This is a genomic window from Auritidibacter sp. NML130574 (assembly GCF_003185725.2).
GTDB lineage: Bacteria > Actinomycetota > Actinomycetes > Actinomycetales > Micrococcaceae > Auritidibacter > Auritidibacter ignavus.
Genome location: NZ_CP031746.1, coordinates 2,445,988 through 2,468,551, shown reverse-complemented (window position 1 = coordinate 2,468,551; position 22,564 = coordinate 2,445,988). Strand labels below are relative to the sequence as shown.

Below are 22,564 nucleotides of genomic sequence, written 5' to 3'. Positions count from 1 at the left end.
ACGGTGACCGTCACTCTGTAATGAATGACGCTCTCACCGGGGAGCCGTACACCACATTAAAGGACGCTACTGCTCTCCAGCCGTCCTCGTTGACGAGGAATGTTGTAGTTGGGATGAATATCGGTCCGGCGAGACCGGTGATCAAGGTGAGGGTTCCAGCTGCACGATTGCGGGTTTCGCGGTTAAACCATTGTTGAAGACCGATGAATCCAGGTTCGAAGAGCACCATTGTGCTGCCGGGTCCAATCAGCAGCCACCAGGAAGCAAGCAGCTGCCAAGGGGCTGTGCTGAGGGAGAAGCCGAGGAAACCACAAGCAACGAGCGCCCCGCCTAAGGCCGTGATGCCACGGATGCCGTTCTTGTCTGCGTGTCGGCCTACCGGTACTGCTAGACACGCTCCAGTGAGTACGGAACCGGAGAACGCGGAAGACAAAAGTGCCAGGGAGAATTCGGCACCAGCTGCATGAGAAGTGATGAGCACAGAGGTGCCGAATAGGATCGCGCCGAAGCTGACACCGATGCTGAGTGCCAGCGCATACACTAAGCGAATGAAATGAGGGGAAGAGCCTGTTGATGAAACAGACATGGGACAAGCCTCCAAGTAGGTGGGCACCAGAACGATGCCGACACCACTCCTGAAGGTTTCTATCCCTTAAGATCAACGCCGCAACTGTTCTGCGGTGTACCGTGGCGCTTGAACCAGACTCGACGCGTTGTCACGCCGACGGAGCCCTAGCCACCAGTGCTGGTCGGTCCCGCCAGATTAGGCGATGAACCCGACCTGGACAAGTAGACGATGAGGATTCCTGCTCCATCACTGAGTTACCCGAAGAGAGTGAGAACAGTCAAAGACAACAGAGCTGATCAACTGTTATATTTGAGATATAACAACTAGTTCTTAGAGGAGGTCTGCGGTGAACAGGCAGGGACGGGCCGACGCGAAGCGTCAGACAGTCACCTTTGTGGTGATCAGCATGGTTCTCCCCACGGTGGCAGTAGGGGTTGGCCTGCTGCTCCTGGCGCTCTGGCGACCGGAGCTCCCAGCTCCGGTGGCGATCCATTGGAGTGCCGGGGGAGCGGACTCCTTTGCCGAACTCTGGGTGATGGCAGCTTCCATCCTGGGCTTTGGCCTGTTGCTTCCGGTGCTCATCAGCGTGTTGGTACTTCCCAGTGTGCGGGCCGGCAGGGCCTCCACGTTCATGGCCCGCTTGATGGCTGGAGTCAGTCTCGGGACATCGCTGCTGGTCACAGCCGCGCTGACCGGAGGTCTAGCGATCCAACGTGGCTTGGACGATGCTCGGGAGGCCGGTGCGGTGGGTGGGATAACCGCAATCGCCCTATTGGGTGCCGTCGTGCTTTCGGCCGCTCTGGTCTTCCTGATTCCCGCAAGCCCGCCGCGGCAGCCGTTGACCGAGAAAGCCGCTTCGCTGGGGCTCGGAGAGACTGAAAGTGTGATGTGGGTTCGCCGGATCCAGATGGCCAGTTCTATCCGATGGGTGCTGTACCTCAGTGCAGGCATGGTTGTAGTCACTACGGCGGTGATAGCTCCCGAATCGCCGTTGTGGATCATTCTGCTGATGGGCGTGGCCGTTATTGTCGTTCTTTTCGCAGTCCTCACGGCAACTCGTTTCAGTATGCAGATCGACGCCCAAGGGCTCAGGCTCCGTTCGGTGCCGTTGGGCTGGCCGTCGGTCCATGTGGGCCTGAGCGAGATCACCTCGGTCAGCTCCGGTGAGACAAGCGGGTTTTCAGAGTTCGGCGGATGGGGCCTGCGCATGGCTCCGGGCGCGCGAGGCATCATTCTTCAGGATGGTAACTCGCTGCGTGTGGAGCGTCGCGACAAGCCCGCACTGGTGGTCACCGTCGATGACGCGGATGAGGCTGCCGATGTCCTGGCATCCCTGCTCCAGCGCGAATCCCCAGCCTCGACACACTAGGCGCCGCGATGTTTCTGCGGGTTGACACCTCCTCACCAGTGCCGCTGTATGAGCAGATTGCCACTTCCATCCGGGCAGATATCGCCCAGGGGAGGCTCGCCCCGGGGGATCGTCTGCCCTCTGCCCGGGAGGTTGCCTCCTCCCTGACGGTTAACCTGCATACCGTGCTGAAGGCATACCAGGATCTGCGCGAAGAGGGCCTGCTGGATATGCGGCGGGGTCGCGGAGCGATCGTTGCGGACGTACCGCAGTCCACAGCGGAGCTGACCACCCAGATCGATACGCTCCGGGACACGGTGAATCAGCTGGGCTTGAGTGAAGAGACCCTTATTGCTCTGGTGCGGGAGCGCTTTCGACCTGCGGACTGATCTGTGGTGAAAGCCGCGCGTGACCGACGACGCCGCCGGGCGGAGAGGGTCACCGATTGTTGAGGCGGCGGTGGCCGGCTGGGAGCAGCATCCCGCTGGTCGCAGTGCAGACCGTGGTGCAGGTGGTTCCGCCGAGTGCGGACCTTACATGACCTCATGCCTCTGGCTTTAGCGTCCGGGACAGAAAGCGATAGCGTGGCTTTTATGCCCATGACCTTCGACCAGGCACTCAGTACCTTGCGCGCCGCTCGAAGCGTGAGACTGCGAGGAAAGCCGGCAGCTTGGTCGAATGCCTTGCGGGTGATGTTCTACATCCTGATCGTGATGGTGCTGACGCCCTCTGGTGTCTATCACGTGAACCACCTGCTGGCACCGGAGCTTCGTCCACGTATTTCCCCGCCGATGGGCCCAGTATGGAATAGGCATCACCGCTATATCTATGTACCTGGTGTCGGAGGGCTGAAAGAAGCTGAGGTCATCCGACTGATCAACACAGGACGCGAGATGTTCGGCGCACCCGCCCCAGCGGTCCAGCAGCTCAGGTCTGGCAGTAGAGGCCGAGGTTGACTGAGACGGTCACGACGAGATCCTTGGGCAGACGGTCTAGACCTGAGACGAGATCCTCGGTGCTGATGTGGTGGGCGCTGGGTCCCATCTCCACCAGTGCCCGGGCCTGATCGCGGCTGACCGATGCGGTGTAGGAAATCTGCTCAGAAGCGATCATGGTGAAGTCGCTCAGACTCGCAGCCAGGCGTTCGTCTTTGCGCTGATCGACCTGGACCAGACTTAAGGGTCCGACCAGTTCTGCCAGGTGGTCGCTGGTGGGGTGACCACGGCGAAAACTCCCTTGTTCCGCAGCACGCGCCGGATCTCCGGGAGATTGCGGGGTCCAAAGATGCTGGTAGCTACGGTGACAGAATTATTCGCCAAAGGCAGGGGATCTGCCAGCAGGTTATTGCCGATAGCCGCTGCGCGCTCATGGCACCGGGCGGCACGCTTCAATGCGGCAGCCGAGAGGTCAATACAGACCCCATAGGCCGGTCGGTGGTACTCCAGAATCCCGGCTAAGTAGTAACCTGTCCCGCCGCCGAGGTCGGCAACTAAGGGCGCCGCGGCGTCGTTATGGTGCTCTGCCGTGTTGTGCTGGTCCGGGCTGTGTCGATCCGTACTGTGCTGATCCGGGCTGGGCTGATCCGGGCTGGGCTGATCTTCGGTCAGTCGGGCGGTGATGCGGGTGGCCAGCCGGTCACGGATCGGCGCGTAAAGTCCGCTGCCCAGCAGAGTCTCCCGGGCGGCGACCATGGCGGGGGTGTCAGCATTCTTCGGCGTCGGGCCACCGCGCCGCAGGGTGACATAGCCTTGTTTGGCGCGGTCGAAGCTGTGCCCGGATGGGCAGTGCAGTCGAGCAGGACCTTGATCCAGGGACTGAGCGCAGAGCGGGCAGCGCAGCACGTTCATAATCGGCTCTGGGATGCCCAGCCGCTGTGAACTCTCAGCCACGCTTTTTCCTCCGCAGCAGTGCTCCGCTGGGCTGATCGTCCACGTAGGCGGCGTACCGACGGGGCATAAAGCGGAAGTCCCGCGCCAAGCGGGACACGCCGGGACCCCGACGCGGCGGACCGATGGGTTCGGGCACAGGGGGCTCGAACACAGGACGTGGATCCCAAGAATCGCTCCACGGGGATGCGTGGAAGGATGTCGTCTGCCGGAACAGGGAATCTGGGCCGCCAGCGCTGGAGCCCGTCCCGCTTTGGACGCTCAGCCACTTCTTGTTCAGCTCCACGATGAGTGAACCGCCAACCACTGAGAGTACTGTTTCATCGATGACTCGGAACATGTCCTCTGATCCGGAGTCGCAGGCATCGCAGCAGCAATCCGGCATCTGCTCGAGAAAGACAGCGGGGTCTCCGGCGCCTATGGAAACACTGGCAGCAGTGTCTTCGGCAGCGTCCACGGTCCAGAACGTCAGCGGCACAGCTCCCTCAGCGTGGGGACGCAGCACTGCCATATGTCCGGACGCGGGGGAGGACCACGGGAACAGTGCCCATTCGATGGGTGAATCCGGGGTGTCGAATGCACCGCTGGTGTCCTGTGCCTCTGCCCAGCCGAGTTCGGTGAGCACCATGGTCCAGGCGTCGGCCCTGGCCAGCACGATCCTGTACTTCTGTGGATCCAGGCACTGGCTGTACTCCTCCTCCTTCGCGTCCCGGCGTTCGCCCGGTGCCGAGGGATCATAGTGCGGGTCGTCCCACTCGCTCAGGCCAGCAGACTCTGCAGCGAACAGCTCTTCGACACGTTCAAGCAGCCTGCGCTCATCAGGAGTCGGCGGATTGTGGTGGGATTGCACCCACCATGGGGTGCTGCCGCTACTGCGCTGGTCCATGCTTTGACTGTACTGCTGATCAGCATGCCGCAAGAATCCCCGCCGGTTTGTCGGAGTCATTGTGATGTACTCGAATTGTGACTTCAGGTGGGGAAGGCAAACGCAGCTTCGAACAACTAGTTGTAGCTCTCGTCCTATGCGGAGAAGCTCGATGCCACAGCATTCCGGCCAATGGACCCACCGGTTGTGCCTGGAGCTGACCTCACCGGCACTCTCGCGCATGGAACACCACGCCACACGAGCGAGGTTCACGCCCGGAGTGCCCCGCCACGCTCTAAGACTCACTGAGGACCGCCACATGTACGAGGCTCGTCCTGTCGGCGCAGGGCTGTCCACTCCATCAGCATCGACGTCCCGGCGCACGTCACTGCAGACACAAAACTGCCCCGCCATCAGGCGGGGCAGTTTCGATCTTCTCTTCTTCAGTGGAGCTAAGGGGAGTCGAACCCCTGACCTCGTCGATGCGAACGACGCGCTCTACCAGCTGAGCTATAGCCCCATAGCGGGTATAGTCTACGCCTGTTTTCCCACCCCTCTACCCTTCATGAAATTTAACGTCTGAGAATGTGACTTCTGCTACTCTCAATGTAGTGATTTACGACACATTTAATGCTATGTGCCTTAACTGCCAGTCACGACACTCACCAAGGTCACACATCACGAGGAGCAAGGCTATGTCGATCATGACTCACGCCCCCAAAACGCACAACCGCAGTACAAGAAATTCACCTTTCACCAAGCTTGGCGCAACAGTCGCAGTGGCAACCCTGGCGCTCACCGCTTGCGGAGACGAATCATCGAACGGATCTGCGGAAACCGGAGATCTGGATACCGAGTTCCTCACAATTGCAACAGGCGGTTCGTCTGGAGTCTATTACCAGGTCGGCGCCACATTCAGTGATCTACTCAGCGACGAACTGGGTTCAGACAGCACGGTCCAGGCCACCGGTGCCTCCGCCGAAAACATTAACCTCCTCACCGACGGTGGCGCTGAACTAGCGATCACCATGGGTGATGCCAATGTCCAGGCCTTAGAAGGCACTGGACCTTTCGAAGGCGAGCCACGTGACGGCTTGATGGCTGTAGCAGCCCTGTACCCGAATACTGTGCAAGTGGTAGCCAGCGCTTCCTCCGATATCGAAAGCATTGAAGATTTGTCCGGGAAGAATGTTGCCGTAGGTGACGTCGGTTCTGGCGTAGAGCTCAACGCTCAGACGATTCTTGATGCATACGATATGACCTACGACGATATCAATGCCGATTATCTTGACTACGCAGAGGCCACCGACCAGATGGCAAACGGACATATCGACGCTGCATTTGTGACGGCCGGCGTTCCGAACCCCGCTTTAACCGAACTGTCGACGAGTACAGACTTCAATGTCCTCACCATTGACGGGGATGCGCGTGACAAACTCCTGGAAAACGATTACTTCATCGAAACCACTATCCCAGGCGGAACCTACCAGCAGGAAGAAGATGTTGAGACCGTCGGCGTCGTCAACCACTTGATGATTAGCTCAGAATTGAGCGAGGATGCCGCCTACGACATCACCCGTGTTTTCTTCGACAACCTTGATGCCATCCACAATTCCAATGCAGCCGCTGAAGACATTAGCCTCGAAGAAGCTACCGAGGGGCTGACGGTACCATTGCACCCCGGAGCTGCCCGGTACCTGGAGGAAAATGGTGTCGATGTCTCTGGCCACGTTGCTGGCGAAGAAGACTAGTGAACTCATTGAGTGATTAAAGGCCCCATGTTTTCATGACACCGCCAGATATGAGTCGCAGATCGGTCCTCACTTTGACAGTGGGGACCGTTCTCGCGGCTGCTGGCGGGGTTGGCGTTACTGCTTCAATACCGGCTAGACATCGACAAATTGTGTGCCGTCACCAGCAACATCACGATGTGTATGCCACGCTCCCGGCCAAAGACGGCACCACCATCAGCCTGTCTTGGGTTCACTCAATTGAACTCACACCGTGGACCGACATCTTTACGGTGACTCCTACTGGCTTGGTGCTGACCCAAACTCGTTTCTCTTCCTACGGAGCCGGCATGCCCGCCGGAGAACAAGGAGATCTGCGTTACGAAGGCAACCAAGTGGTTATCGATAATATTGACCGCCCCTTCGACGCAATTCGCTGGATCCATTCTCATCGCGCCCAGTACCAAGTTCTCATCGATCATGATCCGCAATGTATAGATGCAACGCAACTTCCTGATCACCAACGACTCGAGATAGTACTGCTATGAAACCTGCTCAACAGCCCAAAAGGCAACCAGAAAATCAACCTTCAGATTTACTAGCCACCGCCACCATCACAGAAGCTGGCTATCACCCCCAGACTGACCAAGAACGTCGCGATCAGGAAAAAGAAGCGGCCGAAATTGCGGCTCAGTTCGATGCCGCATCTCGGACGCGCACCATTCAATGGCGTCCCCTGGTCATTTTGATCACCGCAGTGGCATGCGCCTTCGCGATTTACCACATGTGGACCGCCTACTTCGGATCACCTCCCACGCTGATTCACCGTTCAATCCACGTCAGTATTGTTCTGTTCCTGATTTTCTTGATTTATCCACCGTTCAGGAAAGCTCAGGGCCTGACTGTCCAACTCGTCGACGGTGTTCTGGCCCTACTTTCTCTCCTTCCGTCGATCTATATCGCCACGAACTATGAGCAGCTGGTCCTGCAAGCTGGTCGTTCGACAACCACGGACGTCATTGTCGGAACCATCTTGGTCGTTCTCGTGCTCGAGGCCGCCCGACGAGTCACAGGTTGGGCACTTCCAGTCTTGGCTATACTTTTCATCCTCTTTGGAATATTCGGCCGTGAATTACCCGGTGTGCTGCGTCACCGCGGTTATGAATGGGAAGACCTGGCGTATCAGTTCCTCTCTACCACCGAAGGCATTTTCGGAACAGCAACCGGCGTGTCCGCAACCTACATCATTCTCTTCATCCTCTTCGGTGCGTTCTTAGCAAAGTCCGGGATGTCAGCGCTGTTAAACGATTTAGCCCTTGCCATTGCTGGTCAGAGCCGTGGAGGGCCCGCCAAAGTGGCTACCCTTGCATCTGGATTCATGGGGTCCATCAACGGGTCAGCTATTGCAAATGTTGTCTCAACAGGGGCATTCACCATTCCAATGATGAAGAAAATTGGCTACACCAAGACCTTTTCCGGGGCAGTGGAATCAACCGCCTCAGTGGGTGGACAAATCTTGCCCCCGGTCATGGGCGCTGCGGCCTTTATCATGGCGGAAACACTTGGTGTCCCATACTCCACAGTCGCGGTTGCCGCCATCGTTCCCGCGTTGCTCTACTACCTATCTCTGATTGTCCAGATTCACCTTCGAGCAACTCGTGAAGGACTGAAGGGTATCTCAAGAGATAATTTGCCAGCAGTTCTCGATGTTCTAAAAGAACGTGGTCACCTGCTTATCCCATTGTTCTTCCTCATCTATATGCTGTTCTTCTCCGGACGCACCATCCTTTATTCCGCTCTTCTCACGATCATTGTCACCATCGTGGTCGCTATGTTGCGCAAGACCTCCAGATTGTCTTTCAAAGACATTATCGAGGCCCTGGAAAACGGCGTCCGACAGACCTTGGGAGTGGCTGTAGCTTGTGCAAGCGTGGGGATCATCGTTGGCGTGGTGACTATCTCCGGCTTCGGTGTGGTGCTAGCCTCGGCCATTGTGGCGCTCTCGGGCGGTATTTTGTTCTGGACTTTGGTCTTCACCATGCTTGCCTGTTTGGTGCTGGGGATGGGTCTTCCGTCGATTCCCGCTTACCTCATCACAGCAACCATGGCGGCCCCTGCATTGACCGAACTCGGTGTGGAACCGATCGTGGCGCACCTGTTCGTGTTCTACTTCGGGTTGTTCGCCAACATCACTCCGCCTGTCGCGCTCGCTGCCTTTGCCGCAGCCGGTATCTCTGGGGCTTCTCCCATGCAAACTGGTTTCGCGGCGCTCAAGCTGGCCGCAGCAGGGTTTATTATTCCGTATATCTTTGTCTACAGTCCGGAATTGTTGTTACGAGACGTCTCGATTGGCCAAGGCATTCTTGTCGTCACGACGGCTGTCATTGGCATCCTGATGCTTTGCGTGGCATTGGAACGGCACTTTATGGTCAATATGCACTGGTTTTTGTGCATCGTGATCGCAGGCGCGGCCATCCTGTTGCTGAATTCTAATATGCTGCTATCCCTCAGCGGCCTGGGAATCGGGATCCTCGTTCTGGTCGTCCAATCCATCCTGGCTAAAAAGCAAGGCAACTTCGGGCTCAGGGCCATCTAGTACGAGGAAAGTTCTCTAACATCACCCACCAAAAACGGCGACCAGCCCCGAAATGGGGCCGGTCGCCGTTGGTCGTCAGGTGTGGAGCTTAGGCGCTAGGCTGCTTCGGCACCTTGCGGTCAGAGCCCTCTTCGAAGACTGCCGGGTAGACGCCGTTCTCGTCATGGGTTTCACGGCCGGTGACCGGCGGGTTGAACACACAGGCCATGCGCAATTCGGTTTCAGCGCGCACGGTGTGCTTCTCGTGACCATCCAGCAGGTACAGGGTGCCGTCCTTGAGTTCGTGGACTTCACCGGTCTCTTCGTTGGTCAGGGTACCGTTACCCTGCACGCAGTAGACGGCCTCGATATGATTCTGGTAATGGAAGGTCGAGGTCGTGCCGGCGTAAATCACGGTATCGTGCATGGAGAAACCAACACCTTCGCGGGCGAGCACCATGCGACGTGAGCGCCAGTTCTCCGAGGTTACGTCGCGCTCGGTGTCATTGGTGTCATCACGGTTAATAACGTACATATCAAGTTCCTTTCACTGGCTGGCGCCGAGTTGATGCCGCGGCCAGCCGGTTGTTACTGACGTCGTGGTTTATGCCGTCGATTTAGGCGTTAGCCAGGTTGTCTTCGTTCTGTCCGCCGGTAATACTGCTGACATCGGCCCCGGTCAGCTCGCCGAGGATTTCGGCGATCAGATTCATACCGCGCTCCAGCTCGTCGAGCTCGGTGGTCAGCGGTGGCATGATCTTGAGAACTTCGTCTTCCGGACCCGAGGTTTCCAGCAACATGCCACGCGTGAAGGCTTCAGCAGCCACTTTGCCTGCCAGGTCTTGATCTTCGAAGTAGATACCGGTCAGCAGACCACGGCCACGCACTGCAGATCCGGAAACAGCAGCGGTAATCTTGATCAGCTTGTCCTGAACCAGCTCGATAGCCTGAGCCAGGTGACCCTTCTCGAAAGTGTCATCGGCCCAGAACTCACGCAAGGTGGCAGCACCGGTCACCAGCGCCAGGGCGTTGCCACGGAACGTACCGTTGTGCTCACCCGGACCCCACACATCCAGTTCAGACTTGAACAGGGTCAGCGCCAGCGGCTGACCGGAACCGGAAATGGACTTAGACACGCAGACAATGTCCGGGGTAATACCGGCTTCTTCGAAGGAGAAGAAGCTACCGGTACGACCGCAACCGGCCTGCACATCGTCAACAATCAGCAAGATCTCGTGGCTCTTGCACAGCTTGGCCAGCTGACGCAACCATTCGGCGCGTGCGGCACGCAAACCACCTTCACCCTGAACGGTTTCGACGATAATGGCGGCTGGCTTATCGACACCGGATCCGGAGTCTTCCAGGACGCGCTCCAGCCAGATGAAGTCTTCGGTCTCGCCGTTGAAGTAGTCGTCGTAGGGAATCTTCGAGCTGTTGGTCAGCGGAATACCCGCACCCTTACGCTTCATCGAGTTACCGGTCACCGACAGCGAACCCAGGGTCATGCCGTGGAAGGCGTTGGTGAACGACAGAATGTGCTGGCGTCCGGTGACCTTACGGGCCAACTTCAGTGCGGCCTCAACAGTGTTGGTACCGGTCGGGCCAGGGAACATGACCTTGTAGTCCAGACCGCGGGGCTCGAGGATGACTTTCTTGAAGGTTTCCAAGAAGTCGCGACGTGCCGGGGTCATCATATCCAGCGAGTGCAACGGGCCACCGTTGTCCAGGTACTCGCGGATGGCGTCGATCAGCTTGGGGTGGTTGTGTCCGTAGTTCAGAGCACCAGCCCCGGCGAAGAAGTCCAAGTAGTCGGTGCCGTCTTCGGCGATCTGGTGGGAGCCAGATGCTTTGACGAACACGGTCGGCCAGGAACGGGAATAGCTACGAACCTCGGACTCTGTTGTCTCAAAAATCTCGGTATCCATGGGGAATTCCTTTCCGTGGAAAACTTGTCTCGACCCATCTCTCCGCCAGCGAGCGGGATCAGTGCGATCCTGCTCTAGCTGTTCAGCGGTGCGATGTGGTGAAGGTATTCGGTGGGCTGATCGTCGGGGTACATCTCAGGGGTGAATAAGGGGGTAATCTCTTCACCAGCGTTGTTGCGCTTGGCAAAGGAAGCAAACAGGGCGTTGGAGGCTTTATTCGTGGAGGTAATGGTCGTCTCCAACACTTTCGGTTGCACCGATTCGTTGAGCGCGTCCAACATCTGAGAGGCCACGCGCAGTCCCCGAGCGGCTTCGTCGACGCCAACTTGCCAGACCATCAACGTGTCTGGGGCATCAGGGCGGATGTAGCCGGTAATGAACCCGACGACTTCACCATCGAGTTCGGCAACAACGGAGGTTTGGGAGAAATCTCGAACCCACAGCAGATAGCTATACGAGGAGTTCAAGTCCAAGACGCCCGTGTCACGAGCGATCCGATGAATTTTTGCTCCGTCTCCGGGAGCGAACGGTCGAACCGTGATAGCGCGGGGTTTGTCGGTCGGGTGGTCTGGAAGGGTCTTTGTGTCATCCATCTTTTTTCACAATAGACGACTGAAAAATGCTTTCAACCCGGCCCTCACGCCGATGTGGGCCAATTTTAGGCCGGAAAAAACGCCTAAACCGTTGATAATCATTAGGGACCCGGAGAGCGCCAGGGCTCGAGAAGCCGAGCCAAAAGCTGTTACCAAATTGTTATACAAGACGTGTTGGATGTCACATTTTAAGTGGGGTAGCCTCCCGATTCTACACTCGAGCTCATCTCACGGCGTTCATGAGTTGGGTTGGTGAACAGGTCTTCGGTAGGGTTTTTCTCATCGACAGGGGAGCACCACCGTGGTGCTGAGAGTGCGAACGCATTTCGCAGACCCTCGAACCTGATTCCGGGCCATGCCGGCGAAGGGAGTCGAGTATCTCTCCTTGCACCGTGGGCTAATCGCGGGTGATTCTCACCTCGCCCAGGGTGCTCGCCCTCCTATCCCTTGAAGGAGGATATGCACTGATGACGCACCTCACCCATCACTCACCTGGGCCCGCCCGGTCTCACCGTCGAAAGATCAGCACGGTGTTCGGGCTCTCGGCGGTGGTAGCGCTGGTACTGTCAGGATGTTCGGCCGCAGATCAGGCAGATAATAATGGTGGAGACAACGGTGACGAGAACCAGACAGTTACCATGATGACTCACGATTCCTTCAGTGTCTCCGAGGAATTGCTCGCGCAGTTTGAAGAGGAATCCGGTTACACCGTCACCACCACAGCCCCCGGTGACGCCGGGGCTGTCGTCAACCAGCTCATCCTGCAACAGGACTCCCCCACCGTGGACGGCTTCTTCGGGGTGGAGAATTATTCGGCTCAGACGCTGTTGGACGAAAACTTCCTGCAGGATTATTCCGGTCAACTTCCAGAATCTGCCCAAAACCTCGCCGTTGATGGCTCGGACGCGCTGGTGCCGATCGACCACGGTCAGGTTTGCATCAACGCTGATACCGAGTGGTTTGACGACAACGACCTGGAACTTCCGGAGACCTTGGACGATCTCACTGATGAGAACTACAAGGACCTGTTGGTCACCAGTGACCCGAATGATTCCTCCCCGGGCCTGGCGTTCTTGGTTGCCACCCGGACGGAATTCGGCGACGATGCCGAACAGTACTGGGAAGACCTGTTCGATAACGGGGTGAAAGTCGCCGGTGGCTGGTCTGATGCTTATTACGCCGACTTCTCCGGTTCTGAAGGTGAAGGACCCTACCCGTTGGTGGTGTCTTACTCCTCGTCACCGGCCGCTGAAGAAGGTCGGACCACCAGCATTGACGGCACCTGCATCCAGCAAATCGAATATGCTGGCGTGCTGGAGGACGCCGAGAACCCCGAGGGCGCTCAGGCTTTCATCGACTTCATGCTCTCCGAAGAATTCCAGGCGGATATTCCTGAGCAGATGTTTATGTATCCGGTCGATGACAGCATCGAGCTGCCAGACGAGTGGAGCGAATACGCCTCACTGACCGAGGACCCCATTGAGCCGGATCTGCAAGAGGTCGCGGACCAGCGTGAAGACTGGCTGAACTCCTGGACCGAAACCTATGAGGCCCAGTAGTCGCCCCTATGGCGTCCCGCCTTGTTGTCTGGTTGGTTGCTTGCCTTACTGGTAGGTGACCAACCAGGGGGTGGGATTCACCTGGTCGTAGGTTTGTGCCGGCGTCAGCATGGGCTGGTCTTGACGGTAGAAGTTCTTCCATGCCGGCCACATATCCTCGGGCAAGTCCTCGGTGAGCACGCTCCAGGTCTCCTGTTTGACCTCTTGGGTTCCGTGGCCATCGGCGTGCAACACCACGGCCAGCTCGTCATGGGAGGTATCCACTTGGTCGCGGTTGGTGATCATCGAGGTGCGGAATTGGTGCAGGACCAGCATTTTCTCGGGCAGATCGTTTTCTGCGGTGAGCTCGGCCAACCAGTCGATGACCTCGTTGATTTCAGCGGCATCGACGGTGCCGATCTGACGGCCGTGCACCTGACCGGGTTGCAAGCGCCATTCGGAGTCCAGCGCCAAACCCACGTGGGGTTCTTTCAGCAGGTCCTCATAGAGTTTCGCCTGCGAGAGGAAATCGTTATGACCCGGTTGCAGGTCCAAGATCACGTAAATGTCTTCTTCTTTGGCCCGATCGACCCACTCTTGCAGGTCCTCGACCGGCAGGGCGTTGGAGTAGTTGCCGTCCTCGCCGGGGTGAGCGGTCGCGACGGAGGTGATGATTTCAAAGGCCGGTTGGATCGGATCCTCACTGTTTTCCGAGTACTCATCGGCCAGCTCTTCGACACGTTTTATCGACCCCTCCAGGTCCTGTTCTCCCAGGGCACCCAGTGCCTCTGTGGACGGGGTACCATAAAGTGCCACGAAGCGGCGGTCGGGGAACAGCGTATCACCGCCACCGGGCAGTTCTTCTGGTTCCGGGGTCGGCGAGGGCGAGGCAGTCGTGGGCTCTGCCGAGGGGCTAGACGTCGTGTTATTTCCCGCGTCGCTGGCCTGATCTGCCCCATCTGAGGAGCTACAACCGCTCAGCGCTAAACCGGTAGCTAACAGAACGGCGAACAAACGAGAACCACGGAAGTCGCAGGGAGTTTTCATCACGGGCCTACTCTACAGGACCCCCGGCTTAATGACCCGTCATAAATCCAATTGACCTGAAAAGAACGGTGTGATGTCGCGTTTTCGTTGGATCGTGTGGGTGCTCGTCGCCCTGCTACCGTTGGCCTTCCTTGCGGTCTTTTTCGCCTGGCCGGTGCTGGGGATGCTGGCCCGAGGCCTGGTTGATGATCAGGGCTCGCTGGACCTGTCGGGTTTTGGGGAAGTCTTCGGCACCGCACGCACCTGGCGGATTATTGGTCACACCTTGTTCATGGCCACCGCCGGAACTCTGGGCTCCCTGGTGCTTGGGATCCCGGGCGCCTATATCCTCTACCGCACACAGTTTCCGGGTCGAGAGATGCTCCGTTCGGTGGCCACCGTCCCGTTTGTGTTGCCCACCGTGGTGGTGGGGGTAGCCTTCCGTGCGGTCTTTGGGCCAGGCACCAGCCTAGCGTTTCTGGATCAGACCACGACGGCAGTGATCATCGCCATGATGTTCTTCAACTATTCGGTGGTGATCCGTCAGGTGGGGTCGTTGTGGCAGGTCTTGGATCCACGTTCCACTGAAGCGGCCAGAATGCTCGGGGCTTCCCCGGCTCGGGCGTTTTTCACCGTGACCTTGCCAGCGCTACGTCCAGCCATTGCTGGAAGCGCCGGGTTGGTGTTTCTGTTTTGTTCGACCGCCTACGGGCTAGTGCGGTCGCTGGGCGCCCCGGGAGTCGGGACGTTAGAGACCGAGGTTTTTCGCCAGACCAAGACGTTCCTCGATCTGCGCACCGCCGCGGTGTTGTCGATGATTCAGTGCGTGATTGTCGTGATATCGGTGATCATTACCCAGCGCACCGGTTCCTCGCAGGCGGCTCGGTTGCACCAAGCGCACCGGGTGAGGCTGACCCGCACCGACTGGTTCCCGTTGACGATCACGCTCGCGGTGGTCCTCGGACTGATACTGACTCCCTTGCTGACCTTGGTGGCCCGGTCGTTGACGGTTGATGGCGAATTCAGCACGCGCCATTACCAACTGTTGGCTACGCATTCGGGAACCGGTTTTGCCGGTGGCGCCACGGTGGTGGAGGCACTGGACCATTCGCTACGTATCGCACTGGATGCCACAATAGTCACCGTCCTGTTGGCAATTCCGCTCGCGTTGTTGCTCACCCGTCCCACCCATTCCCCGGCGGTGCGGTCCCTGCAACGGCTCATCGATGGCGCCTTCATGCTCCCGTTGGGTGTTTCGGCGGTGACCATCGGTTTCGGATTCTTGATCTCCTTGCAACCAGCCTTCCCACACCTAGCGCAGTCAGGATTGCTCGTCCCGTTGGCTCAGGCGGTGGTGGCTTTGCCCCTGGTGGTACGCACTCTGGTGCCGGTGTTGGCCGCGGTCGACCCGGCCCAACGTGAGGCTGCCACGATGTTAGGGGCTTCCCCGGTCCGGGTGATCGCCACCATTGATGGCCCCTACGTGGTCCGTAGCCTCGGATTGGCTGCCGGCTTTGGTTTTGCGGTCTCGCTGGGAGAATTTGGGGCCACCAGCTTTTTAGCGTCCCCGAGCTATCAGACGTTGCCGGTGGTCATTGTCCAGCTGCTGTCGCGTCCTGGTTCCGATAATTTTGGGATGGCCATGGCTGGCTCGGTGGTGTTAGCCGTGCTGAGTGCTGGCATATTGTTGATCTGCGAACGGCTTCGCCCGGCGGGCGTGAAGGAAAGGACATCGTGACAGCTTCCACCACACCACAGCAACTCATCGCCGAGCAGATCTCGGTGCACTATCCCAACGGGTACCAAGCCATCACCGAGGCCAGCTTCCAGGTTCACGCCGGCACCATCCTGGTCCTGTTAGGACCCTCGGGGTCGGGAAAGTCTTCGCTGTTACGTGGCATTGCCGGACTGGAGCGGATCAGCTCCGGCACCCTGCGTTTTGGCGACCGCATCTTGGCCGGGCCAGGCCAACATGTTCCGGCACACCGGCGCGGCATCGGCATGGTATTCCAGTCCGCCCAACTATTCCCGCACCGCTCTGTGGCCGGCAATATTTCCTATGGCCTCGAAGTGGAACATCTCCCCCGGTCGCAACGCCGGGCCCGGGTGGAGCGTCTGCTGCAGCTGGTGAACCTGCCCGGTTTTGGTCGTCGCAACGTCGCCACACTCTCGGGTGGTCAGGCCCAGCGCGTGGCCTTGGCTCGTTCCTTGGCGGTAGAACCGGCGGTGATGTTGCTTGACGAGCCACTCTCGGCGTTAGATACCGAGCTACGCTCACGATTGGCCGACGATATTCGGCAGATCCTCACCGAGGCCGAGATTGCCGGAGTCTATGTCACCCACGACCATGCAGAAGCCCGGATGGTCGCCGATCAGGTGGCGTTGATCGACCAGGGACGTCTGCAACGCGTGGGCACGGTCACCGAAGTGTTAGGCGCTTAGTGTTCGCGGTGCGGTGCCGGTAGCTGGGAGCGGGCTGCCACAAATTCGGTGGCCCAGAGGTCTTCGAGCTCGACGGTTTCGCGTTGTAGCGTGTTGATGTCAACGCCCTCGCTCTGGTGCAGTGGCGGGTCGAAGCGGATACCTTCGGTCATATCCAAAGTCCGGACCTGCTGGAGGTGATCTTCCCAGCGCAGATCTTCATACAGTTCCTCGTAACCGGAGCTGAAGACCCAGTTCAAGAATCCGGCGTAATCCGGGGCTAACGGGCCCCAGTTCAACCGCACCGGGTCGAAATAGCAAATATAGCCGGTGCTAATGCCCAGTCCGCCACCATCGATGGCATAAATACCGCCGATGACGTCCACCGCGATGGTCATATACAGTGGTCGGCCATTGTGTCGCGGAGTCCAGACGGTCAGATCGGGGAGCTCATCGTTTCCCGACCCGAGGATGCGCAACCACCCGCCATCGATCAACAAGCCGGCGGTGTGGGTCAGCAGTGCTCCCATGTGTGAAACCTCGGAGACACCCAGCTCGTTGAGCACCTGACGTGCCCGGGCGGGATCAGCTTCGACCCGGTGGACGCGTTCGCTCTGTTCACTGAGCAATTCGTCAATAGCCGGCCAGGTGTCACTGAATTCGGGGATGGTTAGCGAGCGCTTATGGCGCTGGGGCCCACGGGATTTCTTTTGACGCCGAAAAAAGATCATGGTCTCATCCTGTGTGGTGTCGAACAGAGGGTGACGGAAGCCGACTAGTTGAGGTTTTCTTCGTCCTCGACCACATCGAAGCCCAGGATATCGACGGAGAATCCGCGTTCTTCATCCTCGTCATGGGCGTGTTCGTCGCGGGATTCGGCCCACTTTTTGTAGCTGTTCTGCGAATCCCACCGGGTGACGACGAAGTACCGGGTTTCACCCACCACCGGGCGGAGTACTTCGAAGCCTTGAAATCCCTCGAAGGTATCAACGGCCCGCTTGCGGTTCGCGAAGCGACGCTCAACCTCATTATGGGCACCATCAGGAACCGTCAGCGCAGTGATATTGACGAAAGTCATGTCGGTCATTCCTCCTCATACCGGGACGAAGTCTGCCCCGAGTATTCTACCGGTTCAAGTGTAGACCTTTTCGAGGTCTTTCACGGCGTCTTTGTACGTTCGCTCTATCGAAGCCGAACCCTGGGGATGAGGTGGTCCGGGCCGGTAGCTGTCGGTTGCGGGCGGTCCACGTTGCACGATCGCCGGGACCAAGCCGATCAGTACTTGCGGACCAACGCGGAGCGTGAGTCGCCACATCACCGCCACGGTGGTCAGGTTCCCCACCGTGTGTGCCGGCACCTCAGTGGTGCTATGGATCCGTGGGCTCAGCGGACTCAGTGGAGGCACCGGCATCGAAGAGAGCCAGAATATCCTCGGCACCGAGCGAGGAGGAGAACGCGGTATCGTCTTCGGTCAGTGAGGAGAAGAGTTCGGCTTTGGCCCGCTGGAGCTCGACGACTTTTTCTTCAATGGTGCCTTCAGCGACCATCCGGTAGACCATAACCCGTCGGTCTTGACCGATCCGGTGGGTGCGATCCACGGCTTGGGCTTCGGCGGCGGGGTTCCACCACGGGTCGAGGAGGAACACGTAGTCGGCTTCGGTCAGGGTGAGTCCGAATCCACCGGCTTTGAGTGAGATCAAAAAGACCGGGATGTCTCCGGCCCGGAACTGCTCGATCACCGCTGACCGGTTTCGGGTGGCTCCGTCGAGGTAGCTGTGGGCAATGTCGTGTTTGGTTAGTGTTTCAGCCACCCGATGCAAAAAGGAGGTGAACTGGCTGAAGACGATCACGCGGTGACCGTCAGCGACCAGTAGCTGCAATCGTTGCATCAGGTCGGTGAGTTTCGAGGAGTCCACGTCCCGGTACTCGTCGTCGACGATCTGCGGGTCGAGGGCGAGCATGCGCAACAGCGTCAGCGAACGGAAGACGTTCATCCGGTTGGAGTCGAAGTCCTGAATGAGGTGCAGGACCTTTTGCCGTTCCCGTTGTAGCACCCGGTCGTAGAGGCGACGATGCTCCGGATTGAGTCGGACGGTGATGGTTTGTTCTTGTTTTTCGGGTAGCTCTTGGGCCACCACGTCCTTGGTACGACGCAACATGATCGGTTTGATGCGCTGTCGTAGCCGGTTCATACGTTCGGCAGCTTTGCCACGGATCTCGGCGTCTTCTCCCGAGGCACGCTGTTCGGCAGAAATGCGTTGGCCGGCTTCGATGGGTTTTTGGTAGGTGTCGCGGAAGGTGGCGTAGGACCCGAACAGTCCTGGGACGGTGAGGTTGAGGATCGACCACAAGTCCGAGAGCGCATTCTCCATTGGGGTGCCGGTGATGGCCAGCCAGAAGGGGGCCTGGAAAGAGCGGATGGCTTTGTGGGCCTTGGTGCGGTGATTTTTGACGAACTGCGCTTCGTCGAGGATGATCCCGCCCCAGGTGTGTTCGGCGAAACGGTCGGCATCCAGACGCGCAATGGCGTACGAGGTCACCACCAGGTCGGAGTCTTCAACGACTCGAGAGACGTCGGTTCTCAAGCGTGCGGAGCTGGTGTCGAGTACGGTGACGTTCAGGTGGGGGACGAACCGTTCCGCCTCGGATTTCCACACACCCACCACCGAGGAGGGGGCGATGACTAAGAATGGCCCCTCGGGGTTGCCGGTGGTGTCCTGGCGGGCAGTGGTGCGGGCATAGTCGACCAGGGCCAGGGTCTGCAGGGTTTTGCCCAGGCCCATATCATCGGCGAGGATGCCGCCGAGTTTCAGATGCCACAGTTGCACCAGCCACCGGAAGCCTTGCACCTGGTAGTCGCGTAATTCGGCGTTGACGGTCTCGGGGACCTCGGCCGGGGGTAGGTCAGCAACGCCACGTAGCGAGTCTAGTTGGTTCATCCAGGCGCTGACTCGCGGGTCCACTTCCCACCGGGTGGCGATTTCTTCCGCGTAGGAGAGCACTTCGGGTTCGAAGCGGGACACCGTGGGGGCCTCTGGATCCCATTCGTGCAGTTCGGTGGCCTCAGCGATCAGCCGGCGTAGTTCGTCGAAGGCCGAGTGGTCCAAGGTGAAGTAGGTCTTGTCTGGCAATAGCACCGCATTTTCTCCACGCACCAGGGCCGAGAAGACATCGGTAAAGGGCACCGTGGTCTCGCCAACGGTGATTTGAAATCCCAGGTCGAACCAGTCGCGTTGGGCTGAGGGGGTGGCCGAAATGGTCATCGAGGGTTCCCCGTCGAGCTGTTCGTAGTCTGGCTTATCCCCCATCTCGGTGACCTGGATATAGTCCATGTCGTGGAGTTGGGGCAGAATTTGGTCGATGAAGATCGCTGCGGTGGCCCCGGTGTAGACGAAGCTCCCCCGGTCGGCATCGGGCCAATACTCTCGGGCGGCGGTGAGCACCTGGGCCATGTGCTCGGTCTGGTCCTGCGTGCCCTGATAGGACCACCGGGCACTGACACGCACCGTGTCACGCTGCCGTGACGTCGTGGTGCCGGATTCGGCGTTGATCGCAACTCGCAGATCCAAGACCGCCGGGGGGATTTCGGGCAGGTCCACCGAGTGGTCGGCTGACCCGATCGACAGCACCCGGTTCAGGCCCGGATAGTAATTGTCGAAAAACTCGGGGACATCGGCGGCTGGAACGGTGATGTTCTCGTTCTGGTCCAGCAGTTCTAACAATTGAGATTCTAGCGGCTGGGAGCTGGGAATGATCCGAAGCCCGATGCTTGGCTCAGCGGCCTGATGGGCTCGGGCCTGGTAGAAACCGATGGAGCCAATCGCCCCGTCGAGGGATTCACTGTGCTGGTCCACCAGCGCCTTGATGCCGATGCGCATCCCGGATTCTTCTCCCAGGTCCGCATCCAGGGCCTGTAAGTCGACGTAGGGCTCGCCCTCGGAGCATAATTCCACCTCAGAGCAGCCAGCGTAGGCGATCAGCGGGATCTGTGCTTCCAACACCGAGCGCAACAGGTCCCAGATCTGCGGGGAGGACACCAAGGACAGGTTGATCAAATCCTGAGAGCCCAGCACCGAGACGCTGGAGTTATACAGTTGCACCAGCCGGTGCAGGGCCAGGGCTTGTTCGGGCCAGTACTTATTGGACGAGACCGGCACCCGGTGTTCGAAGGTGGTCCAATTTAGCCCGCCTTTAATCCACCGTCCACGGGTGCCTTTGCGCAATGGTCGCAACCGGATGGATAACGCCCGGCCGGCGGTCACATCCTGGGGCCGAGCGGTCTCCCAGCGCACCATATAGCGTCGTGCCCACGAGCCGGCTCCCCCGGTGTGAGCGGCGAATAATTCTACCCCAAGACCGACCTCCGTGTAGTCTTCCTCGGGCTGTTCTCGAGGCAGCAGGACACCCAGCGCGTGTCGCCAATCGGGTCCGGAGTGCACCGTGGTTTCGGTCTGTTCGTCGGCATCGGCGTCCTGAAAGAGATCAGATTCCGGCGACGGGGCCAGATCGGCCGGGTCCATGTGTTCTTCGAAGAGCATTTCGGCTTCTTCGGTATTGGCTTCCCGTCCCAACACCGCTTCGGCGGCTTTGATCGAGCAGGTGAACGCCACCGCCGCCCCATGCTTGCAGAAGCTACCGATCGGGCAGGTGCACACCGCGTCGATGACCTGGTACTGCTCGCTGTCTTCGGAAACTTGCAAGGCCAGGCGGGTGTGATATTTGCGGGTCCCTTCAACCTTGGCCGAGCACACCAAGATTCGTTCGTCGTGCCAGCGCTGGGTTAAGGTCAGCACACGGTGCTCATTGGCGTACTCTTGGCCACGCTCGGCCATGGTCTCGCCAAAGCTACCGTAGATTTCCTCCACGGCAATGTAGGGTGCAGTCGGTGTAGACCCCGCGGTTGCAGTCACGAGGGTAGCAATCCTGTCTCGTATTGTCGGACGTGGTCGGTCACCCCGGCGAACCGGAAGCTGGTGGCGGTATCAGTCGGGGTGATGTAATTATCCGAGTCCAACCGGTGGCTGTGGTGCAACTGGCGGTACTGCTCGACGCTTAGCGTCTTTCGCGCGTTCAGATCTGCCTGGAGGTGCTCCAGGTAGTCCAGGTGCTCGGTATAGCGGGGCTGGACCACACCGGTGAAGAATTCAGCGACCGAGCCGGACCCGTAAGAGAAGAAGCCCAGCCGTTTGCGAGCCAGCTCAGCGTTATTCGTCAGCTGGGCGGCCAGGGCGAAGTACAGGCTGGCGGTGTAACTATTGCCCAGCTGGCGGTTGAAGCTCATGGATTCCTCGATCAGCGCGTCATCGAGCTCCACGCCGAGGTGTTGGCCCAGGTGACGGTGGGCTTTCCGGGCCATCTTGGTGAAGGGTTGGTGATGCAAGAACCGGTCGATGTCCTCCAGGTCGAGTCCCGGTGCCCGACGCATCGCGTCATCGTAGGCTCCGGCGGTGGCATCCAGATAGGCGTCCAAGGACAGGTGGCCGTTAACGTAGGGGGTCGAGGAGTCGGTGGGCCGCCAGAAGTCGTTAACGTCGGCGGTGTAAAACCCGGTGACCGGTTCCAGTGCAACCAGGTGTGGTTCGGCCGAAACCAACATAGCCACCGCACCGGCACCCTGGGTGGGTTCTCCGGGGGTGTCCAGCGCGTAGCGGGCAATATCGGAAGCGATCACTAACACCTGTTCTTGCGGAAACCGGGTAATGTGCCCGACCGCGAGCTGCAGTGCCGCGGTGGCAGAATAGCAGGCCTGTTTCAGCTCCACGGTGCGCACGTTCGGTGCCAGGCCGAGTAACTGGTGGACAAAGACTCCGGCCGATTTGGACTGGTCCACTCCGGTTTCGGTGGCGAAGTACAACTGGGTAATTTTGTGCTCGGGGTGCCGGGCCACTAGCCGGGAGGCGGCGGTGGCAGCCAGGGTGACGATATCTTCATCGGCGCCGGGCACCGAGAAGCAGTCTTGTCCCAATCCCAGGTGATATTTCGCCGGATCGGTGCCCTGATAGTCAGCCAGATCATCAAGCGAGAGCACATAGCCGGTGGTGGCCACATCAAGATCTGTTAGGCCAATGCTGTACTGGGTCATGCGCTAG

The 22,564-nt window shown here is 59.0% G+C and carries 20 protein-coding genes, 1 tRNA gene and 1 riboswitch; of the genes, 8 read left to right on the top strand and 13 right to left on the bottom strand.

Features of this window, described 5'->3' with window-relative positions; genetic code table 11:
* Positions 1-10: 10 nt before the first annotated feature.
* Positions 11-586: a hypothetical protein gene (locus DCC27_RS11210; RefSeq protein ID WP_110101446.1), complete on the bottom strand. Its 576-nt coding sequence runs from the start codon at positions 584-586 to the stop codon at positions 11-13.
* A gap of 328 nt (positions 587-914) precedes the next feature.
* Between DCC27_RS11210 and DCC27_RS11205 the strand changes: the two genes are divergently transcribed.
* Together DCC27_RS11205 and DCC27_RS11200 are read left to right on the top strand one after the other, a co-directional pair.
* Positions 915-1,937 (top strand): hypothetical protein, encoded by a 1,023-nt coding sequence (locus tag DCC27_RS11205; protein WP_110101445.1) that lies wholly within the window; start codon positions 915-917, stop codon positions 1,935-1,937.
* Between the two features lie 8 nt (positions 1,938-1,945).
* A complete protein-coding gene (locus DCC27_RS11200) occupies positions 1,946-2,305 on the top strand; it encodes a GntR family transcriptional regulator (protein WP_110098119.1) in 360 nt (119 codons plus the stop codon).
* A gap of 538 nt (positions 2,306-2,843) precedes the next feature.
* On the opposite strand, the gene DCC27_RS11190 is transcribed toward DCC27_RS11200, so the two are convergent.
* The 4 genes from DCC27_RS11190 to DCC27_RS11175 form a co-directional block, all read right to left on the bottom strand.
* Positions 2,844-3,029 carry a hypothetical protein gene (locus DCC27_RS11190; protein WP_110101443.1) on the bottom strand — a complete coding sequence of 62 codons (186 nt, stop codon included), beginning with the start codon at positions 3,027-3,029 and terminating at the stop codon, positions 2,844-2,846.
* Positions 3,030-3,091: 62 nt separating this feature from the next.
* On the bottom strand, positions 3,092-3,805 hold the full coding sequence (locus tag DCC27_RS11185; protein WP_110098121.1) for a putative RNA methyltransferase: 714 nt from the start codon (positions 3,803-3,805) through the stop codon (positions 3,092-3,094).
* Positions 3,798-4,688, bottom strand: coding sequence for a DUF6226 family protein (locus tag DCC27_RS11180; RefSeq protein WP_110110984.1), 891 nt, complete (start codon positions 4,686-4,688; stop codon positions 3,798-3,800). Before DCC27_RS11180 ends, DCC27_RS11185 begins: the two co-directional genes overlap by 8 nt.
* 426 nt (positions 4,689-5,114) lie before the next feature.
* Positions 5,115-5,187: transfer RNA gene (locus tag DCC27_RS11175), tRNA-Ala, on the bottom strand.
* Positions 5,188-5,362: 175 nt separating this feature from the next.
* Between DCC27_RS11175 and DCC27_RS11170 the strand changes: the two genes are divergently transcribed.
* The 3 genes from DCC27_RS11170 (at position 5,363) to DCC27_RS11160 (ending at position 8,993) form a co-directional block, all read left to right on the top strand.
* Positions 5,363-6,418: a TAXI family TRAP transporter solute-binding subunit gene (locus DCC27_RS11170; protein ID WP_210403476.1), complete on the top strand. Its 1,056-nt coding sequence runs from the start codon at positions 5,363-5,365 to the stop codon at positions 6,416-6,418.
* A gap of 152 nt (positions 6,419-6,570) precedes the next feature.
* On the top strand, positions 6,571-6,945 hold the full coding sequence (locus tag DCC27_RS11165; protein WP_168186123.1) for a DUF1850 domain-containing protein: 375 nt from the start codon (positions 6,571-6,573) through the stop codon (positions 6,943-6,945).
* A complete protein-coding gene (locus tag DCC27_RS11160; protein WP_110110982.1) occupies positions 6,942-8,993 on the top strand; it encodes a TRAP transporter permease in 2,052 nt (683 codons plus the stop codon). The genes DCC27_RS11165 and DCC27_RS11160 overlap by 4 nt, the downstream gene beginning before the upstream one ends.
* An 88-nt stretch (positions 8,994-9,081) precedes the next feature.
* On the opposite strand, the gene DCC27_RS11155 is transcribed toward DCC27_RS11160, so the two are convergent.
* From DCC27_RS11155 to ectA, 3 genes are all read right to left on the bottom strand, one after another.
* On the bottom strand, positions 9,082-9,507 hold the full coding sequence (locus tag DCC27_RS11155; protein WP_110098125.1) for an ectoine synthase: 426 nt from the start codon (positions 9,505-9,507) through the stop codon (positions 9,082-9,084).
* Positions 9,508-9,589: 82 nt separating this feature from the next.
* Positions 9,590-10,897, bottom strand: a complete 1,308-nt coding sequence (gene ectB, locus DCC27_RS11150) for a diaminobutyrate--2-oxoglutarate transaminase (protein ID WP_110110981.1) — start codon at positions 10,895-10,897, stop codon at positions 9,590-9,592.
* A 74-nt stretch (positions 10,898-10,971) separates the two neighbouring features.
* On the bottom strand, positions 10,972-11,490 hold the full coding sequence (ectA, locus tag DCC27_RS11145) for a diaminobutyrate acetyltransferase (RefSeq protein WP_110110980.1): 519 nt from the start codon (positions 11,488-11,490) through the stop codon (positions 10,972-10,974).
* 277 nt (positions 11,491-11,767) lie between these two features.
* Positions 11,768-11,877, top strand: a riboswitch (TPP riboswitch).
* 80 nt (positions 11,878-11,957) lie between these two features.
* Here ectA and DCC27_RS11140 point away from each other — a divergent pair.
* Positions 11,958-13,049: a thiamine ABC transporter substrate binding subunit gene (locus DCC27_RS11140; RefSeq protein ID WP_110098128.1), complete on the top strand. Its 1,092-nt coding sequence runs from the start codon at positions 11,958-11,960 to the stop codon at positions 13,047-13,049.
* A 45-nt stretch (positions 13,050-13,094) separates the two neighbouring features.
* On the opposite strand, the gene DCC27_RS11135 is transcribed toward DCC27_RS11140, so the two are convergent.
* Positions 13,095-14,075 carry a hypothetical protein gene (locus DCC27_RS11135; RefSeq protein ID WP_110110979.1) on the bottom strand — a complete coding sequence of 327 codons (981 nt, stop codon included), beginning with the start codon at positions 14,073-14,075 and terminating at the stop codon, positions 13,095-13,097.
* Between the two features lie 73 nt (positions 14,076-14,148).
* Here DCC27_RS11135 and DCC27_RS11130 point away from each other — a divergent pair, with 73 nt between their 5' ends.
* Both DCC27_RS11130 and DCC27_RS11125 read left to right on the top strand, forming a co-directional pair.
* A complete protein-coding gene (locus tag DCC27_RS11130) occupies positions 14,149-15,792 on the top strand; it encodes an iron ABC transporter permease (protein WP_110101435.1) in 1,644 nt (547 codons plus the stop codon).
* Positions 15,789-16,496: an ABC transporter ATP-binding protein gene (locus tag DCC27_RS11125; RefSeq protein WP_110098131.1), complete on the top strand. Its 708-nt coding sequence runs from the start codon at positions 15,789-15,791 to the stop codon at positions 16,494-16,496. The genes DCC27_RS11130 and DCC27_RS11125 overlap by 4 nt, the downstream gene beginning before the upstream one ends.
* On the opposite strand, the gene DCC27_RS11120 is transcribed toward DCC27_RS11125, so the two are convergent.
* From DCC27_RS11120 to DCC27_RS11100, 4 genes are all read right to left on the bottom strand, one after another.
* The gene (locus DCC27_RS11120) at positions 16,493-17,206 is read right to left on the bottom strand and encodes a DUF2625 family protein (protein ID WP_110110978.1); all 714 of its coding nucleotides are present in this window, start codon (positions 17,204-17,206) and stop codon (positions 16,493-16,495) included. The genes DCC27_RS11125 and DCC27_RS11120 overlap by 4 nt on opposite strands.
* A 44-nt stretch (positions 17,207-17,250) precedes the next feature.
* Positions 17,251-17,562, bottom strand: coding sequence for an antibiotic biosynthesis monooxygenase (locus DCC27_RS11115; RefSeq protein ID WP_233242891.1), 312 nt, complete (start codon positions 17,560-17,562; stop codon positions 17,251-17,253).
* 280 nt (positions 17,563-17,842) lie between these two features.
* Positions 17,843-21,385: a DEAD/DEAH box helicase gene (locus tag DCC27_RS11105; protein WP_110110977.1), complete on the bottom strand. Its 3,543-nt coding sequence runs from the start codon at positions 21,383-21,385 to the stop codon at positions 17,843-17,845.
* On the bottom strand, positions 21,382-22,557 hold the full coding sequence (locus DCC27_RS11100) for a hydroxymethylglutaryl-CoA synthase (RefSeq protein ID WP_110110976.1): 1,176 nt from the start codon (positions 22,555-22,557) through the stop codon (positions 21,382-21,384). The genes DCC27_RS11105 and DCC27_RS11100 overlap by 4 nt, the downstream gene beginning before the upstream one ends.
* Between the last annotated feature and the right edge of the window lie 7 nt (positions 22,558-22,564).